Annotated in this window: 29 protein-coding genes; all 29 read left to right on the forward strand. The window is 57.5% G+C overall.

Annotation, left to right across the window (positions count from 1 at the left end; genetic code table 11):
• The first annotated feature begins 45 nt into the window (after nucleotides 1–45).
• The 29 genes from rplC (at nucleotide 46) to OR601_RS02520 (ending at nucleotide 15,297) form a co-directional block, all read left to right on the forward strand.
• The gene (rplC, locus tag OR601_RS02380; protein ID WP_265592078.1) at nucleotides 46–666 is read left to right on the forward strand and encodes a 50S ribosomal protein L3; all 621 of its coding nucleotides are present in this window, start codon (nucleotides 46–48) and stop codon (nucleotides 664–666) included.
• A gap of 47 nt (nucleotides 667–713) precedes the next feature.
• Nucleotides 714–1,340 carry a 50S ribosomal protein L4 gene (rplD, locus tag OR601_RS02385; RefSeq protein WP_136012380.1) on the forward strand — a complete coding sequence of 209 codons (627 nt, stop codon included), beginning with the start codon at nucleotides 714–716 and terminating at the stop codon, nucleotides 1,338–1,340.
• On the forward strand, nucleotides 1,340–1,636 hold the full coding sequence (gene rplW / locus OR601_RS02390) for a 50S ribosomal protein L23 (RefSeq protein ID WP_136012381.1): 297 nt from the start codon (nucleotides 1,340–1,342) through the stop codon (nucleotides 1,634–1,636). Before rplD ends, rplW begins: the two co-directional genes overlap by 1 nt.
• Nucleotides 1,637–1,803: 167 nt before the next feature.
• Entirely contained in the window at nucleotides 1,804–2,637 is an 834-nt protein-coding gene (gene rplB, locus OR601_RS02395; RefSeq protein ID WP_136012382.1) for a 50S ribosomal protein L2, read from the forward strand.
• A gap of 30 nt (nucleotides 2,638–2,667) precedes the next feature.
• Nucleotides 2,668–2,925 carry a 30S ribosomal protein S19 gene (gene rpsS, locus OR601_RS02400; RefSeq protein WP_135978847.1) on the forward strand — a complete coding sequence of 86 codons (258 nt, stop codon included), beginning with the start codon at nucleotides 2,668–2,670 and terminating at the stop codon, nucleotides 2,923–2,925.
• Between the two features lie 17 nt (nucleotides 2,926–2,942).
• A complete protein-coding gene (gene rplV / locus OR601_RS02405) occupies nucleotides 2,943–3,305 on the forward strand; it encodes a 50S ribosomal protein L22 (RefSeq protein WP_265592079.1) in 363 nt (120 codons plus the stop codon).
• A 7-nt stretch (nucleotides 3,306–3,312) separates the two neighbouring features.
• Nucleotides 3,313–4,020 (forward strand): 30S ribosomal protein S3, encoded by a 708-nt coding sequence (gene rpsC, locus OR601_RS02410; protein ID WP_136012384.1) that lies wholly within the window; start codon nucleotides 3,313–3,315, stop codon nucleotides 4,018–4,020.
• A complete protein-coding gene (rplP, locus tag OR601_RS02415; RefSeq protein WP_136012385.1) occupies nucleotides 4,020–4,445 on the forward strand; it encodes a 50S ribosomal protein L16 in 426 nt (141 codons plus the stop codon). Before rpsC ends, rplP begins: the two co-directional genes overlap by 1 nt.
• Nucleotides 4,446–4,450: 5 nt before the next feature.
• Nucleotides 4,451–4,660: a 50S ribosomal protein L29 gene (rpmC, locus tag OR601_RS02420; protein WP_265592080.1), complete on the forward strand. Its 210-nt coding sequence runs from the start codon at nucleotides 4,451–4,453 to the stop codon at nucleotides 4,658–4,660.
• Nucleotides 4,661–4,682: 22 nt separating this feature from the next.
• Nucleotides 4,683–4,943 (forward strand): 30S ribosomal protein S17, encoded by a 261-nt coding sequence (rpsQ, locus tag OR601_RS02425; protein ID WP_136012387.1) that lies wholly within the window; start codon nucleotides 4,683–4,685, stop codon nucleotides 4,941–4,943.
• An 84-nt stretch (nucleotides 4,944–5,027) separates the two neighbouring features.
• Entirely contained in the window at nucleotides 5,028–5,396 is a 369-nt protein-coding gene (rplN, locus tag OR601_RS02430) for a 50S ribosomal protein L14 (RefSeq protein ID WP_136012388.1), read from the forward strand.
• 15 nt (nucleotides 5,397–5,411) lie between these two features.
• Nucleotides 5,412–5,729: a 50S ribosomal protein L24 gene (gene rplX / locus OR601_RS02435; RefSeq protein WP_265592081.1), complete on the forward strand. Its 318-nt coding sequence runs from the start codon at nucleotides 5,412–5,414 to the stop codon at nucleotides 5,727–5,729.
• A 257-nt stretch (nucleotides 5,730–5,986) separates the two neighbouring features.
• Complete coding sequence (rplE, locus tag OR601_RS02440) at nucleotides 5,987–6,553, forward strand: 50S ribosomal protein L5 (protein ID WP_136012390.1); 567 nt, start codon at nucleotides 5,987–5,989, stop codon at nucleotides 6,551–6,553.
• A gap of 72 nt (nucleotides 6,554–6,625) precedes the next feature.
• Nucleotides 6,626–6,811, forward strand: a complete 186-nt coding sequence (locus OR601_RS02445; RefSeq protein WP_136012391.1) for a type Z 30S ribosomal protein S14 — start codon at nucleotides 6,626–6,628, stop codon at nucleotides 6,809–6,811.
• A gap of 107 nt (nucleotides 6,812–6,918) precedes the next feature.
• The gene (rpsH, locus tag OR601_RS02450; protein WP_136012392.1) at nucleotides 6,919–7,317 is read left to right on the forward strand and encodes a 30S ribosomal protein S8; all 399 of its coding nucleotides are present in this window, start codon (nucleotides 6,919–6,921) and stop codon (nucleotides 7,315–7,317) included.
• Nucleotides 7,318–7,341: 24 nt separating this feature from the next.
• Nucleotides 7,342–7,878, forward strand: coding sequence for a 50S ribosomal protein L6 (gene rplF, locus OR601_RS02455; RefSeq protein WP_136012393.1), 537 nt, complete (start codon nucleotides 7,342–7,344; stop codon nucleotides 7,876–7,878).
• Nucleotides 7,879–7,942: 64 nt separating this feature from the next.
• A complete protein-coding gene (gene rplR / locus OR601_RS02460) occupies nucleotides 7,943–8,311 on the forward strand; it encodes a 50S ribosomal protein L18 (RefSeq protein WP_136012394.1) in 369 nt (122 codons plus the stop codon).
• A gap of 12 nt (nucleotides 8,312–8,323) precedes the next feature.
• Nucleotides 8,324–8,845, forward strand: a complete 522-nt coding sequence (gene rpsE, locus OR601_RS02465; RefSeq protein ID WP_136012395.1) for a 30S ribosomal protein S5 — start codon at nucleotides 8,324–8,326, stop codon at nucleotides 8,843–8,845.
• 2 nt (nucleotides 8,846–8,847) lie between these two features.
• A complete protein-coding gene (gene rpmD / locus OR601_RS02470; protein ID WP_136012396.1) occupies nucleotides 8,848–9,033 on the forward strand; it encodes a 50S ribosomal protein L30 in 186 nt (61 codons plus the stop codon).
• A 12-nt stretch (nucleotides 9,034–9,045) separates the two neighbouring features.
• A complete protein-coding gene (rplO, locus tag OR601_RS02475; RefSeq protein WP_265592082.1) occupies nucleotides 9,046–9,486 on the forward strand; it encodes a 50S ribosomal protein L15 in 441 nt (146 codons plus the stop codon).
• A 2-nt stretch (nucleotides 9,487–9,488) separates the two neighbouring features.
• Nucleotides 9,489–10,778, forward strand: coding sequence for a preprotein translocase subunit SecY (secY, locus tag OR601_RS02480; protein WP_265592083.1), 1,290 nt, complete (start codon nucleotides 9,489–9,491; stop codon nucleotides 10,776–10,778).
• Nucleotides 10,779–10,819: 41 nt separating this feature from the next.
• Nucleotides 10,820–11,446 carry an adenylate kinase gene (locus tag OR601_RS02485; protein WP_265592084.1) on the forward strand — a complete coding sequence of 209 codons (627 nt, stop codon included), beginning with the start codon at nucleotides 10,820–10,822 and terminating at the stop codon, nucleotides 11,444–11,446.
• An 11-nt stretch (nucleotides 11,447–11,457) separates the two neighbouring features.
• The gene (gene map, locus OR601_RS02490) at nucleotides 11,458–12,246 is read left to right on the forward strand and encodes a type I methionyl aminopeptidase (RefSeq protein WP_265592086.1); all 789 of its coding nucleotides are present in this window, start codon (nucleotides 11,458–11,460) and stop codon (nucleotides 12,244–12,246) included.
• Nucleotides 12,247–12,425: 179 nt separating this feature from the next.
• Complete coding sequence (gene infA, locus OR601_RS02495) at nucleotides 12,426–12,644, forward strand: translation initiation factor IF-1 (protein WP_136012401.1); 219 nt, start codon at nucleotides 12,426–12,428, stop codon at nucleotides 12,642–12,644.
• A gap of 148 nt (nucleotides 12,645–12,792) precedes the next feature.
• A complete protein-coding gene (rpmJ, locus tag OR601_RS02500; RefSeq protein ID WP_006363204.1) occupies nucleotides 12,793–12,906 on the forward strand; it encodes a 50S ribosomal protein L36 in 114 nt (37 codons plus the stop codon).
• 23 nt (nucleotides 12,907–12,929) lie between these two features.
• A complete protein-coding gene (rpsM, locus tag OR601_RS02505) occupies nucleotides 12,930–13,301 on the forward strand; it encodes a 30S ribosomal protein S13 (protein ID WP_136012402.1) in 372 nt (123 codons plus the stop codon).
• A 9-nt stretch (nucleotides 13,302–13,310) separates the two neighbouring features.
• Complete coding sequence (gene rpsK, locus OR601_RS02510; RefSeq protein WP_136012403.1) at nucleotides 13,311–13,712, forward strand: 30S ribosomal protein S11; 402 nt, start codon at nucleotides 13,311–13,313, stop codon at nucleotides 13,710–13,712.
• 24 nt (nucleotides 13,713–13,736) lie between these two features.
• Nucleotides 13,737–14,330 (forward strand): 30S ribosomal protein S4, encoded by a 594-nt coding sequence (gene rpsD / locus OR601_RS02515; protein ID WP_136012404.1) that lies wholly within the window; start codon nucleotides 13,737–13,739, stop codon nucleotides 14,328–14,330.
• Nucleotides 14,331–14,355: 25 nt separating this feature from the next.
• Complete coding sequence (locus tag OR601_RS02520) at nucleotides 14,356–15,297, forward strand: DNA-directed RNA polymerase subunit alpha (RefSeq protein WP_265592087.1); 942 nt, start codon at nucleotides 14,356–14,358, stop codon at nucleotides 15,295–15,297.
• The last annotated feature ends 25 nt before the right edge of the window (nucleotides 15,298–15,322 follow it).

Consider the following 15,322-nt stretch of genomic DNA (forward strand, 5'->3'; position numbering starts at 1 on the left):
AAACAGCGCCTGCGGTCCCATGACCACCAAAGGTAAGGAATACGTATGGTCAACACGATTCTCGGCCGCAAGATCGGGATGACTCAGGTGTGGGACGAGGACGATAACGTCGTTCCCGTGACGGTCGTTCAGGCCGGCCCCTGCGTTGTCTCCCAGGTCAAGTCTGAAGCCACTGACGGCTACGACGCCGTGCAGATTGGTTTTGGCGAGATCAAGCCTTCCCGCGTGAATAAGCCCATGAAGGGCCATTTCGCCAAGGCTGGCGTAGAGCCTATGCGCTACCTGCGCGAGGTGCGCGTGGACAACGCCGCCGATCACAAGGTGGGCGACGTGGTTACCGTGGCTGATTTTGCAGAGGCTGCTGCGGTAGATGTCACCGGTACGTCCAAGGGCAAGGGCTTCCAAGGCACCATCAGGCGCTGGAACTTCGCTTGCGGCCCCATCACCCACGGCTCCCGCAACCAGCGCAAGCCCGGCTCCATTGGTCAGTGCGCCTATCCCGCTCGCGTGCGCAAGGGTCTGCACATGGCCGGTCACATGGGCGACGAGCGCGTCACGGTCAAGAACCTCAAGCTGGTCTCCGTCGATCCCGAGCAAAACCTCATGCTCATCAAGGGTGCGGTACCTGGTGGCAAGAACGCGCTGGTTCAGATCCGCATGGCCTAAGGGCCCTTATCTCTAGTAGAACCTCTTAGGCTATTCAAGGAGTGAAGATGTCCAACATCGAAATCAAGAACGCAGAGGGGCAGGCGGTTCGCACGGCCGAGCTCGACTCTCGCGTCTTTGGCATTGAGCCAAATATCCCGGTGATGCACCTGGTCGTGAAGAACTACCTCTCTTCGCTGCGTCAAGGCACCCACGACACCAAAGGCCGTTCTGAGGTCTCCGGTGGCGGCAAGAAGCCCTGGCGTCAGAAGGGCACCGGTCGTGCCCGCCAGGGTTCCATTCGTGCCACCCAGTGGGTAGGCGGCGGCGTGCCCTTTGGCCCCACCCCTCGCACTCACAACAAGCGCACCAACAACAAAGAGGCCAAGCTGGCTATGCGTTCGGCCCTCTCCGCCAAGCTGGCCGACGGCGAGCTCCTTGTGGTAGACGAGATGGCTTTCGACAAGCCTTGCACCAGGCAGGCTAAGGCCTTGCTGGCTGCTCTGGGCGTTGCCGACAAGCGCGTCACTGTGGTACTCCCCAATGACGCCGTGGAAGCCTTCCTGTCCTTCCGCAACCTTCCCAAGGTACGTGTCATTGGCGTGCGCGAGGCTAACACCCACAATCTCGTTGACAACGCTGCCCTGGTCATGCCTGAGGCCGTTGTTACGACCCTTGAGGAGGCGCTCGTCTAATGAACTCCGTCTACAACGTCATCATTCGCCCTGTCGTGTCTGAGCGCACCTTCGATCAGATGGGCGAGAACAAATACACCTTCGAGGTGGCCCCCCAGGCCCCCAAGGAGGAAATCGCTCAGGCTGTCGAGAAGATCTTTGACGTCAAGGTCACCAAGGTGAACACCGCCTGGGTCAAGCCTAAGACCAAGCGCGTGCGCTATGTCGCTGGCAAGACTCGTCGCTGGAAGAAGGCCATCGTCACGCTGGCCGAGGGCGACTCCATTGAGATCTTCGGCCAATCGGTCGCTGAGTAACCACCGTCAATGCCAGGCTCTGCAACCACTGAGGGCCTGCCTTTACGGCTCTGCTATGGATACGCGCGGAGCCGTGGTAATCCGGCGTCACAGGTGTTTGGGCTTATCGGTAGCCCTCTTCCCTTAGAAGCCTGTGGCCATCGGAACATACGAAAGGGAATCTAACTATGGGAATCAAGCACCTCAAGCCGACGAGCCCCGGCAGGCGTTTCCAGACGATCTCGGATTTCTCTGAGGTCACCTGCACCACGCCCGAGAAGTCCCTTCTCGAGCCGCTGCCCGTCAAGGCCGGTCGCAACAACACCGGTCGCATCACCACCCGCCATCAGGGCGGCCGTGTGAAGCGCAAGTTCCGCAAAATTGACTTCAAGCGCAACAAGGACGGCGTACCTGCCAAGGTTGCCACCATCGAGTATGACCCCAACCGCTCTGCTCGCATCGCCCTGCTCCACTATGCAGACGGCGCCAAGGCCTACATTCTGGCCCCTCGCGGCCTTAAGGTTGGCGACACCGTACTGAGCGGCCCCGATGCCGACATCAAGCCTGGCAATGCACTGCCTCTGGCCAACATCCCCGTGGGTACTCTTGTCCACGCCATCGAGTTCCAGCCGGGCAAAGGCGCTGCCATCGCCCGATCTGCCGGCACCTCGGTGCAGCTCATGGGCAAGGAGGGCAATTACGCCGTGCTGCGCATGCCTTCCTCCGAGATGCGTCGCGTGCTCATCACCTGTCGTGCCACTGTAGGCGAAGTGGGTAATGCCGAGCACTCCAACATCACCATCGGCAAGGCCGGCCGCAACCGCTACAAGGGCGTACGTCCCACCGTCCGTGGTACCGTCATGAACCCTGTGGACCACCCCCACGGCGGCGGCGAGGGCAAGAACCACACTTCTGGTCGTCCCTCTGTGTCCCCCTGGGGCAAGCCTTCCAAGGGCGCCAAGACCCGCGATCCCAAGAAGGGTTCGAACCGCCTCATCATCCGTCGTCGCAAGACGAAGTAGCGCATCCGCGAGAAGTAGGAGTCATCACTTATGAGCAGGAGTCTCAAGAAGGGCCCGTACGTCGAGACCCGCCTCCTCCAGCGCGTGGTCGCGCAGAACGAGGCTGGCACCAAGGAGGTCATCAAGACCTGGTCTCGTGCCTCCACCATCTTCCCCGACATGGTGGGCCACACCATTGCCGTGCACGACGGCCGCAAGCACGTGCCCGTGTACATTACCGAGTCCATGGTCGGGCACAAGCTCGGCGAGTTCGCCCCGACCCGCACCTTCCGCGGGCACAAGGCTTAAAGAGGGGATGAACAGGCATGAAGCATTCCGATAACGCGTCGCACGTTTCCGCGACCGCCAAGTACGTTCGCGTTGCCCCCCGTAAGGCACGCCTGGTCGTAGACCAGATTCGCAACAAGTCCGTGGCCCAGGCCGTGGAGATTCTTCAGTTCTCCAACCGTGCAGTAGCCGTGGACGTCGAGAAGGTCCTGCGCTCTGCTGTGGCCAACGCCTATGAGAACAAGGGTTTCCGTCCCGACGATCTCGTAATCGTTGAGAGCTATGTGGACGAGGGTCCCACCCTCAAGCGCATCCGTCCTCGCGCCAAGGGTTCGGCTTCGCGCATCAACAAGCGCACCAGCCACATTACCGTCACCGTTGCTCCTCGAAAGGAGGCGTAGCAGATCCATGGGACACAAGGTATCTCCCACCGGGTTCCGCCTGGGCGTCACTGAGAACTGGCGCTCCCGTTGGTACGCCGATAAGGACTACTCCAAGAACGTCGGCAACGACCTCAAGATCCGCAAGTATCTGACCAAGCGCCTCGAGCGTGCTGCCCTCTCTCGCGTGGACATCGAGCGCGCTGGCAAAAAGGTGAAGGTCACCATCTATACCGCCCGTCCCGGCCTGGTCATTGGCAAGAAGGGCTCCGAGATCGACGCTCTGCGCCGCGAGCTTGAGAAGATCGCCGGTGTGGGCAAGGGCGACGTCAACGTAGACGTCATTGAGATCAAGCGCCCCGAGCTTGATGCCAGCCTGGTCTCTCAGTCCATCGCTGAGCAGCTGGAGCAGCGCATCGCCTTCCGTCGCGCCATGCGCAAGGCCGTGCAGTCTGCTCGCAAGTCCGGCGCCAAGGGCATCCGTATTCAGTGCTCCGGTCGTCTTGGCGGCGCTGAGATGGGTCGTCGCGAGTGGTACCGCGAGGGTCGCGTGCCTCTGCAGACCCTGCGTGCCAAGATTGACTTCTCCGAGGCTACCGCCCGCACCATCATGGGCGCCTGCGGCGTGAAGACCTGGATCTATGTGGGCGAGAAGCTCCCTGGCCAGCCTGCACCTAATCCCGCACTCGAGGGCACTTCTCGTCCTCGTCGCCGCAATGAGAGGAGGGGCAACTAATGCTGGCTCCTAAACGCGTCCTTCACCGTAAGGTTCAGCGTGGCTCTATGAAGGGCCACGCCAAGGGTGGCACCAAGCTCAACTTTGGTTCCTGGGGCATCCGTGCCGAGGAGGCTCACTGGATCACCAACCGCCAGATTGAGGCTGCCCGTATCGCCATGACCCGTCAGATGAGGCGTGGCGGTAAGGTTTGGATCACCATCTTCCCCGACAAGCCCATTACCAAGAAGCCCGCTGAGACCCGCATGGGTTCCGGTAAGGGTAACCCCGAGGAGTGGGTGGCCGTCGTCAAGCCCGGCCGTATTATGTTTGAGATCGACGGCGTGAGCGAAGAGGTTGCCAAGGAGGCTCTGCGTCTGGCGCAGCACAAGCTTCCCATCCGCACCAAGATCGTCTCCCGCGCCGACCAGGCCGAGGAGGAGTAATCCCTATGAAGTCCAAAGAGATTCGCGAGCTTACTGACGAGCAGCTCGCTTCGAAGCTCGATGAGGCCCGCGCGGAGCTCTTCAACCTCCGCTTCCAGATGGCCACGAGCCAGCTTGACAACACTGCCCGTGTGTCCAATGTCAAGCGTGACATTGCTCGTATTCAGACCGAGATGCGCGCCCGCGAGATCGCGGCCGCCAATGCTGCAAACTAGACGCGAGGGGAGAAGAAGAAACATGAGCGATTCCCGCAATTCGCGCAAGGTTCGCACCGGTGTCGTGTCGTCCATCTCCGGCGACAAGACCATCACGGTCCAGATCACCGAGCGCAAGCCGCACTCCAAGTACGGCAAGATGATCACCGTCTCCAAGAAGCTCCACGCCCATGACGAGAACAACGAGGCTGGCCTCGGCGACACCGTCACCGTAATGGAGACTCGTCCCTTGTCCAAGACCAAGCGCTGGCGCCTCGTCGAGATCGTCGAGAAGGCCAAGTAGCCACCCGCAATATGGCCCAGAAGACCATGTGCGTCGCACGCCAGGGCGCACCTCTGGTACTTTTAAGGCACGGAGGATAGAAACATGATTCAGCAGGAGACCATGCTCACCGTCGCCGATAACTCCGGCGCTCGTAAGGTGAAGTGCATTAAGGTCCTCGGCGGCTCCAAGCGCCGTTACGCCGGCATCGCCGACGTCATCGTTGCCGCTGTGCAGGAGGCTACTCCTGGCGGCAACGTGAAAAAAGGCGACGTAGTACGTTGCGTCGTCGTGCGCACCGTCAAGGAGAACCGTCGTAAGGACGGCAGCTACATTCGTTTCGATCAGAACGCTTGCGTTCTGATCGATAAAGACGGCAATCCCGTAGGTACTCGTATCTTTGGGCCCGTCGCCCGCGAGCTGCGCGACCACAAGTACATGAAGATCGTCTCGCTCGCACCCGAGACGCTGTAAGAGGAGTGAGACGACATGCCTAAGATGAACATCAAGAAGGGCGACCTCGTCGAGGTCCTCTCCGGCAAGGATAAGGGTGCCCGCAGCCACGTGCTGCGCGCTCTTCCCGCCGACGGCAAAGTCGTGGTTGAGGGTGTTGCGCTGGTCAAAAAGGCTCAGCGTCCCACTCAGACCAACCAGCAGGGCGGTTTTGTAAGCCAGGAGGCTGCCATCGATGTGTCTAACGTCGCTTTGGTATGCCCTTCCTGCGACAAGGCCACTCGCGTTGGCCATGCCGTCAACGACGAGGGCAAGAAGGTCCGCGTGTGCAAGAAGTGCGGCAATCAATTCTAAGCACACACCCTTAATGTGGTTAAGCGCCTCGATGTTTTGGTATCGAGGCGCTTTTTCTTTTGAACGAGGCTCAGATGGCCAAAGCATGAATGCGGCTACACAAAGAGAATTTCTCGTTCTAATTACCCTTGCTATGGCCTATGATTTGGAATTGCACTGTGTCTGGCCCCACTACCTTTATGCCAATAGGTTGTGGGGGCGCGAGGATCTTGGGCTACCAAGACACCCCGCGCTGAAAAACCCCAAAGGAGTTTTACATGGCAGAAGAGAAGTATGTTCCTCGTCTCAAGACCCGCTATGAGGAAGAGGTTCGTCCCAAGCTGGTAGAGCAGTTTGGCTACACCAACCCCATGACCGTTCCTCAGATTGAGAAGATCGTAGTCAATATGGGTGTGGGCGAGGCCGCTACCGATGCTAAGGCTATAGACGCCGCTGTGGCTGACCTACGTCAGATCACTGGTCAACAGCCCATGGTAACCCGTGCTCGTAAGTCCATCGCCACCTTCCACCTGCGTGCCGGTATGCCCATTGGCGCCAAAGTCACTCTGCGCAAGGACCGTATGTGGGACTTCCTGGACCGCCTTATTGACATTGCCACCCCTCGTATCCGCGACTTCCGTGGTTTGCCAGTCAAGAGCTTTGACGGTCGTGGCAATTATTCACTGGGCGTCACTGAGCAAACCATCTTCCCCGAGATCGATTTTGACAAGGTCGATCACGTGCGCGGTATGGATATCACCATCGTTACTACCGCCAAGACTGATGAGGAGGGCAAAGCCCTGCTTGAGGGCTTCAACTTCCCCTTCAAGAAGAACGGCAAGTAACTTTATAAGCGTCAACAGGTTTCAATCTTTGTTGCCCCAGAAAAGCGAGGGCTGCAATGTGAAGGAGGATTTGTGGCTAAGACTTCGATGATCGTCAAGTCCCAGCGCACGCCCAAGTACTCGACGCGTCTTCAGCGCCGTTGTCAGCGCTGCGGTCGTCCGCACTCGGTGTACCGCAAGTTTGGGCTGTGCCGTGTCTGCCTGCGTGAGCTGGCGAACAAGGGCGATCTCCCTGGTGTCCGCAAGGCCAGTTGGTAATTTCTGCTGCCTCTAAGACCTCAAGGAGAACCCGCATTTAGGCGTCTGTGCCACGGGTGCAGACGAACCGCATGCAGGGATTTCATCTGGTACGAAGGAGAATCTCAATGAACGTGAACGATCCCATCAGCGATATGCTCACACGCATTCGCAACGCCAACAGCGCAGGCAAGGCAGATGTTTCTATGCCTTCCACCAAGGTGCTGGTTGAGGTTGCCCGCGTGTTGGCCGAGGAGGGCTACATCGAGGGCTATGTCGTAAACGACACCAAGCCTCAGAAGACCCTTGTCATTACGCTCAAGTATGGTAAGAAGCGCGCTCGTGTCATCAAGGGCATCAAACGTATTTCTAAGCCTGGTCTGCGTAAGTATTCTGCAGCCGCTGATCTGCCCCGTGTGTTGGGCGGATTGGGCACTGCCATCATTTCCACCTCTAAGGGCATGATGTGTGACCGCGATGCTCGTACCCAGGGCATCGGTGGCGAGATCATCGCCTACGTTTGGTAACCGGCAGGACTGAAAGGAGCTACCGTGTCCCGTATCGGTAAAATGCCTGTCCAGATTCCAGCCGGAGTCACCGTGACAGTTGACAACAAGACTGTGACTGTAAAAGGTCCTAAGGGCGAGCTGGTTCGTACCTTCTCTCCTCTGGTGAGCTTTGAGGTCAAGGACAACGAGGTTGTTGTCACCCCTGAGAATGAGGAGAAGGAAGCCAACGCCCAGTGGGGTCTTTCCCGTACCCTGGTGCACAATATGGTGCTAGGCGTGTCCGAAGGCTTTGAGAAGCGTTTGCAACTGGTTGGCGTTGGTTACCGTGCCACCCTTAAAGGCCGCGACCTGGATCTTTCTCTGGGCTACTCTCATCCTGTGATTATGCCCGCCCCTGAGAACATCACCTTCGAGGTGCCTGATAACACCCATATCGTAGTGAAGGGCATTTCCAAGGAGCAGGTGGGCCAAGTGGCTGCTGAGATTCGCGCCAAGCGTCCCCCCGAGCCTTACAAGGGCAAAGGCATCCGCTATATAGATGAGCATGTCCGCCGTAAGCTCGGCAAGGCTGCTAAGTAGCGATTCTGCCTCTAAAAGACCGCTACCCCGTCAGGTGGCGGCGTGAAAGAAGGAGTAAGTCCGCATGAACAAGCAGAAGGCGAAGAAGCTCGGGCTCAAGCGCCGCGAGCGTCGCGTCCGTAGCAAAATCACCGGTACCGCTGAGCGTCCCCGTCTCTCCGTGCACCGCACTAACGCAAACATCTATGCGCAGGTCATCGATGATGTCGATTCTAAGACCGTCTGCACCTGCTCTACCCTTGATCCCGAGTTCCGTGCCACCGGTAAGCTCGGTTCCAACAAGGAAGCTGCCGAGCTCGTGGGCGAGCTTATCGGCAAGCGCGCTCTGGACAAGGGCGTTACCACCGTCACCTTCGATCGTGGCGGTCGCATCTACCATGGCCGTGTTAAGGCCCTCGCTGATGGTGCCCGCAAAGCGGGCCTGAAGTTCTAGGAGGTATTGCAGATGGCTCGTAATCCTAAGCAGCGCGACGCCTCCGATCTTCAGGAGCGCGTTGTCTTCATTCACCGTGTGTCCAAGGTAGTTAAGGGCGGTCGTCGTTTCTCCCTGGTCGCATTGGTAGTCGTAGGCGACGGCAAGGGCAACGTGGGTCTTGGCATGGGCAAGTCCGCCGAGGTGCCTCTGGCTATCCAGAAGGCCGTCGACGATGCCAAGAAGAATATGTTCCATGTTCCTGTGACTGACGAGGGCTCTGTGCCCCACGCCGTGACTGGCCACTTTGGCGCCGGTCGTGTACTTATTCAGCCAGCTATCGAGGGTACCGGTGTCATCTCCGGTGGCTCCGTGCGTCCTCTCTTCGAGCTGGCTGGCATCAAGAACGTTATGTCCAAGTCCCTCGGCACCGCTAACTCCATGAACGTTATCAAGGCCGCCGCAGAGGGCCTCAAGCAACTGGAAAGCCCCGAGCAAGTCGCTGATCGTCGTGGCATCACCGTTGCCAAGATGTTCGGCACGAAGGAGGCCTAACCATGGCGAACACCCTCAAGATTAAGCTCGTGAGGAGCGCCGTCACCCAGGTGAAGCAGGACCAGACTCGCACCGCTCGTGCCCTGGGTCTCCGCCGCATTGGCGACGTTGTCGAGCAGCCTGATAACGAGAGCATCAGGGGCATGATCTTCAAGATCAAGCACCTGGTCGAGGTGGAAGAGAACTAGGAGTAAATAGCAATGCAACTCAATGATCTTCGCCCCGCCGAGGGCTCCCGTAAGAATCGCAAGCGCGTGGGCCGCGGCAATTCTTCCGGTAACGGCACCACTGCCGGCCGCGGCACCAAGGGTCAGCTTTCACGCTCCGGCGGCGGCAAAGGCGCTGGGTTTGAGGGCGGCCAGAACCCTCTAGCTATGCGCCTTCCTAAGCTCCCCGGCTTCACCAATCACAATCGTATTCAGTATGCGCCTGTAAACATTGCTCGCCTTGAGGCCTGCTTCAACGACGGCGATGTGGTAGATGGTGCCACTCTGGTTGAGAAGGGCGTCATCAAGAAGGCCACTCAACCGGTGAAGGTTCTCGGCGACGGTGAGCTGACCAAGGCCCTTACTGTCAAGGTAGACAAGGTGTCTGCCTCCGCCCAGGCCAAGATCGAGGCCGCAGGAGGAAAGGTCGACTAATCGTGCTCAAAGGTATTGCCAACGCGTTCCATGTCAAGGAGCTCCGTGACAAGATCCTGCTGACGATCGGCATCCTCGTGATCTATCGCATCGGTGCTTATCTACCGGTGCCTGGTATTCCCTTCCAGGGCATGCTGAACCAGTTTCAGACTGCCCTGGATGACCAGAGCGCGCTCGCTCTCCTGAACTTGTTCAGCGGCGGCGCGCTCGCGCGCGTATCGGTGTTCGCTCTGGGCATCATGCCCTACATCACTGCCCAAATCATCATGCAGATGCTCCAGGCCGTGATTCCTTCTCTGGGCGAGATGGCCAAGGAGGGCGACGCCGGTCAGCGCAAGATCACGCAGTACACCCGTTACGTCACTGTGGGCCTGGCACTGCTCAATGCCATCGGGTATCTCTTCTTATTCAAGAGCGATGCCTACGGTATCGATTTCTCTGCCATTGCTGCCCCTGCATGGCTGCTGGACACCATGGTGGTGCTCACCATGCTTGCTGGCGCCATGATCATCATGTGGCTTGGCGAGGTTATCACCCAGCGTGGTGTAGGCAACGGTATGTCTCTCATTATCTTTGCCAACATCATGAGCGGCTTGCCAACGGCCATCTTCAGCTCGGTGTCCTCTTCTGAGAACGGTGTGGTTATGACCGTGCTGGTGATCCTTGTGATCCTGGCGGTTATTCCCTTCATCATTTATATCGAGCGTGGTCAGCGTCGCATCCCGGTGTCGTATGCAAAGCGTGTCTCCGGTCGCCGTGTGATGGGTGGTCAGTCCACCTATCTGCCTGTAAAGGTGAGCACTGCAGGCGTTATCCCCATCATCTTTGCCTCGGCTATCCTTTACTTCCCTGCACAGATCGCTGTGTTCTTCCCCACGGTGGGATGGATGCAGGTCTTTGCCAATGCCGTATCTGCAGGTTGGCTCAACTGGGTCCTGTCTGTAGTGCTCATCGTGGTCTTCGCCTATTTCTACACCTCTATGGTGTTTAATCCTGAAGAGACTGCAGATCAGCTTCGCAAGCAGGGCGGCTATATCCCTGGCGTGCGCCCTGGTGCCACTACTGCCGCCTATATCAAGAGCGTTCTGGATCACATTACTCTGCCGGGCGCCATCTTCTTGGCCCTTATAGCAGTGGTTCCCTCGATCTTGTTCACGTTCACCTCTAATACCCTCATTCAAGCCTTCGGAGGAACATCCATCCTCATCATGGTGGGTGTTGCTCTAGACACTCTGACTCAGGTTCAGAGTCAGCTTGAGACCCATAACTACGAGGGCCTGTTCATTCGTTAATGTCCGGTGGGCTTAGGTGCCCCGAAGTGAGGAGAACTTCCATGAATATCGTCCTACTCGGGGCGCCTGGCGCCGGTAAGGGTACTCAGGCTCAGATGCTGGTTGAGCGTTATGGTCTTGATCACATCTCTACTGGTGACCTATTGCGTGCCGCTGTGAAAGCAGGGACACCTTTGGGCCTTGAGGCCAAAAGCTATATGGATGCAGGTCAGCTCGTGCCTGATTCTGTTGTAATTGGTCTTGTGAAAGAGCGTCTCGCTACTCCAGCTGCACAAAAGGGATTCATTCTTGATGGTTTCCCTCGCAACACTGCTCAAGCAGAAACTTTGGATACCGAGCTTGAGGGTATGGGGAAGAAGCTTGATGCGGCACTTCTTGTCGACGTCGCACCCGAGGTCATCATTGATCGTTTGAGCTCTCGTCGTGTGTGCCGTACTTGTGGTTATACCGGTACCGCTGCCGATAAGGTCTGTCCACGCGATGGTGGCGAAATGTATCAGCGTGATGACGACAAGCCTGAAACCATTAAAAAGCGCTTGGATGTCTATGAAGAGAAGACTGCTCCTCTGGTGGATTACTACCGTGAGAGTGCCATCCTTCGCGAAGTGGACGGCGATCGACCGCAGGCCGAGGTCTTTGATGACGTCGTCGCCCTCCTGGGCCTCTAGGGATTATCTCTATGATCAAATTTAAAACATCGGCAGAGATTGAGTCGATGAAAGCAGCCGGGGCCGTTTCTAAAGCGGCCCTGCGTTGCGTTGGAGCGGCAATTGTCCCAGGAGTGAGAGCTCTTGATCTAGACAGGATCGCAGAGTCTGTCATACGAGCCAATGGTGGTGTTCCTGCTTTCAAAGGGTATATGGGCTTTCCGTCCTCTATCTGTTGTTCTGTCAACGACCAGATAGTTCATGGTATTCCCACTGATGATGTCGTGGTTAAGAACGGCGATATCGTTTCTATAGATACCGGCGCCATTGTCAACGGTTGGGTAGGGGATAACGCCTGGACGTTCTTTTGCGGCACTCCTAGTCTTCAAGATAAAGAGCTCTGCGAAGTCACTCGTGACTGTTTGAAGATTGCCATTAAGCAAGCTGTGCCAGGAAATCACCTAGGTGACATTGGCCATGCAGTTCAAGAGCACGCGGAACGTCATGGTTTTGGAGTCATTCGCGACTATGCAGGTCATGGTATAGGCCGTGAGATGCACGAAGAGCCTTCTGTAAGGAATTTTGGCCATAAAGGTCGAGGCATCAAGATTCAAGAGGGTATGGTATTGGCTATCGAGCCAATGATCGTGCGAGGCGCTTACCAAACTCAAGTCGAGCGCAATCGTTGGACGGTAGTGAGTCGTGACCATTCTACGGCAGCCCATTATGAGAACACGGTGGCTGTAACAGCAGATGGTCCAGTGATCCTCACCTCAGACGGGAAGGGTCCTTGGTGTCCTCTGGAGGGTGGAGTAGCTTAGCGTGCCGGGATTGCATGAAGCATTCATAGGCGGTAAGCCTGTACTTCTACAACGCATATAAATGAATGTGCTGTGTGGTCTTTTCTCGGTAGGGGCGAATTGAGCTTTCGAGCATGGACTCACACAAAACCATGAGATAGACTGATTAGCTGCTGTTCGCTGTGAAGAGAGGTAGTTGCGTGAGCAAACAAGACGCAATCGAACTGGAGGGCAAGGTGCTTGAGCCGCTGCCCAATGCCATGTTCAATGTGGAGCTGGAGAATGGACACACGATTCTCTGCACCATTTCAGGCAAGATCCGTATGAACTACATTCGTATTTTGCCAGGTGACCGCGTGGTAGTGGAGATGTCTCCCTACGACCTTACGCGTGGTCGCATTACCTACCGCTACAAATAGCAGTGTTTGAGGCGACAACGTCCAGTGGTTGCCTTGAAGATTGTGAAGCGATACAAGCCGGCCCTCTTATAAAGAGTCGGCCACAGCTGTGGATATAACCGCCAGCGGCTGGGCGAAGATATAGAAAGCATCAATGGAAGGAAGACAGATGAAGGTCCGTCCCTCTGTCAAGAAGATGTGCGACAAGTGCAAGATCATTAGGCGCCATGGCAAGGTGCTCGTAATCTGCGAGAACCCCCGCCACAAGCAGCGTCAGGGTTAAAGCAGAACGAGAGGAGCTACAAGGTGGCCCGTATTAACGGTGTCGACCTCCCGCGCGAGAAGCGCGTTGAGATCGGTCTTACCTATATCTATGGCATCGGCCGCACTACAGCCGAGAAGATCTGCGCCGCCACTGGCGTGGACCCCGATACCCGCGTCCGCGACCTCACTGATGAAGAGGTTGCCAAGATGCGTGATTACATCGACGCTCACTACACCGTCGAAGGCGATCTCCGTCGTGAGACTCGTCAAAATATCGCCCGCCTGATGGAGATCGGCTGCTATCGCGGTCTTCGCCATCGCAAGGGTCTTCCTGTCCGCGGTCAGCGCACCCATACTAACGCTCGCACCCGTAAGGGTAAGAAGCGCCAGATCGGTGCCAAGAAGAGGGGCTAAGGGAGACAGATGGCTCAGAAGAAGAACGCTAAGACGACGCGCATCCGTCGCGCCGAACGCAAGAACATTGCTGTGGGTCAGGCCCACATCAAGAGCACGTTCAATAACACGATTATTTCCATCACCGATCCGCAGGGCAACGTCATTGCTTGGCAGTCTGCTGGCACCGTGGGATTCAAGGGCTCTCGCAAGTCCACCCCCTTTGCCGCCCAGATGGCCGCTGAAGCCTGTGCCAAGACCGCTATGGAGCACGGCATGCACTCTGTAGCCGTCTTCACCAAGGGCCCTGGCTCTGGCCGTGAGACTGCTATTCGCTCACTCCAGGCCGCTGGCCTTGAGGTGAAGAGCATTCAGGACAAGACGCCCATTCCGCACAACGGTTGCCGTCCGCGCAAGCGTCGTCGCCAGTAATCAGGATCAGGAAGGATAGCTAACATGGCAGTTGATAGGACTCCTGTCCTGAAGCGCTGCAGGGCTTTGGACATCGACCCCATCGTGATGGGCATTAACAAAAAGTCCAACCGTCAGCCCAAGCGCCAGCGTCGGCAGGAGAGCGAATATGGTCGTCAGCTTCGCGAGAAGCAGAAGGCCAAGTTCATCTATGGCGTGCTCGAGAACCAGTTCCATGGCTACTATGAGCAGGCTCTTAAGGTCGAGGGCATCACCGGCGACAACCTCATGAGCATTCTTGAGACTCGCCTGGACAATGTGGTGTTCCGCCTTGGCTTTGCCCGCACCCGTAAAGAGGCTCGCCAGACCGTGCGTCACGGCCACATTCAGGTCAATGGCAAGCGCGTGGACATTCCCTCTTACCGCGTAAAGGCCGGCGACGTGGTTTCTGTCGCCCCCAAGTACTCTGACCTGCTCCCCATCAAGGAGGCCATCATCGCTTCTGAGCACATGGCCGTTCCTGCATGGCTTGAGGTCGACATCGAGAAGCTCTCGGGCAAGGTGCTGCAGATCCCTTCCCGCGATCAGATCGATCTCGACATCAACGCCCAGCTCATCGTCGAGCTCTACTCCAAGTAACGAGCAACCCCGGTTGGAGGTATACATGTCCGAATTCATCCGACCGCAGGTGTCGGTAGAAGAGGTCAAGACCAACGTCGCCCGCGTGACCGTCGAGCCCCTGGAAGGCGGCTTTGGCGACACCCTCGGCAACTCCATTCGCCGCGTGCTCTTGTCTAGCCTGGAGGGCGCAGCTGTTCGTGCTATTCGTATCGACGGCGTGCAGCATGAGTTCTCTACGGTAGAGGGCGTCTATGAGGACGTCACCGATATCGTCCTCAATGTGAAGAAACTCGTCTTCCAGCGCACCGGCTCTGCCGAGGAAGCTGAGGCTGAGGTCAACATCGAGGGTCCCGCCACTGTCTCTGGTGCGGATTTCTTGGTGCCTGCAGGTTTTGAGCTGGTCAATCCCGAGCTCGTCATCTGCCACCTGGGTGAGGGCGCTCATCTCAAGATGACCCTCTATCTGGGCTGTGGCCGTGGCTATGTCTCTGGTGAGAACAACGAGGGCGACAACGATGCCATCGGCATCATCCACGTTGATTCCCTCTACTCTCTTGTGCGTCGCTGTGCCAAGACCGTCGAGCCTTGTCGCGTGGGTCAGCATACTGACTTCGATCGCCTGGTGCTCGAGGTGGAGACCAATGGCGCCAAGGATCCTCGTGAGGCTGTGGTCGAGGCCGCCAACATCATCAATCAGCACATGAGCGCATTCATGACGCTGAACGAGGAAGGCGACCACGAGGAAGAAGTGTCCATCTTCGTGAGCAACGAGGAGGACGACAACTCTGAGCTCGACAAGCCTATCGAGGGCCTCGACCTCAGCGTGCGTTCCTACAATTGCCTCAAGCGCGCCGGTATCCACACCGTGCGCCAGCTGGTGGACTACTCGGAGAATGACCTCCTCAACATCCGCAACTTCGGCGTGAAGTCCATCGAGGAAGTCAAGGATAAGCTCGAGTCTATGGGCCTGGGCCTCAAGGCTTAACCCTGCGACCAACACTTAAAGAACC

The sequence above is a fragment of the Leptogranulimonas caecicola genome (genome assembly GCF_023168405.1).
GTDB lineage: Bacteria > Actinomycetota > Coriobacteriia > Coriobacteriales > Atopobiaceae > Leptogranulimonas > Leptogranulimonas caecicola.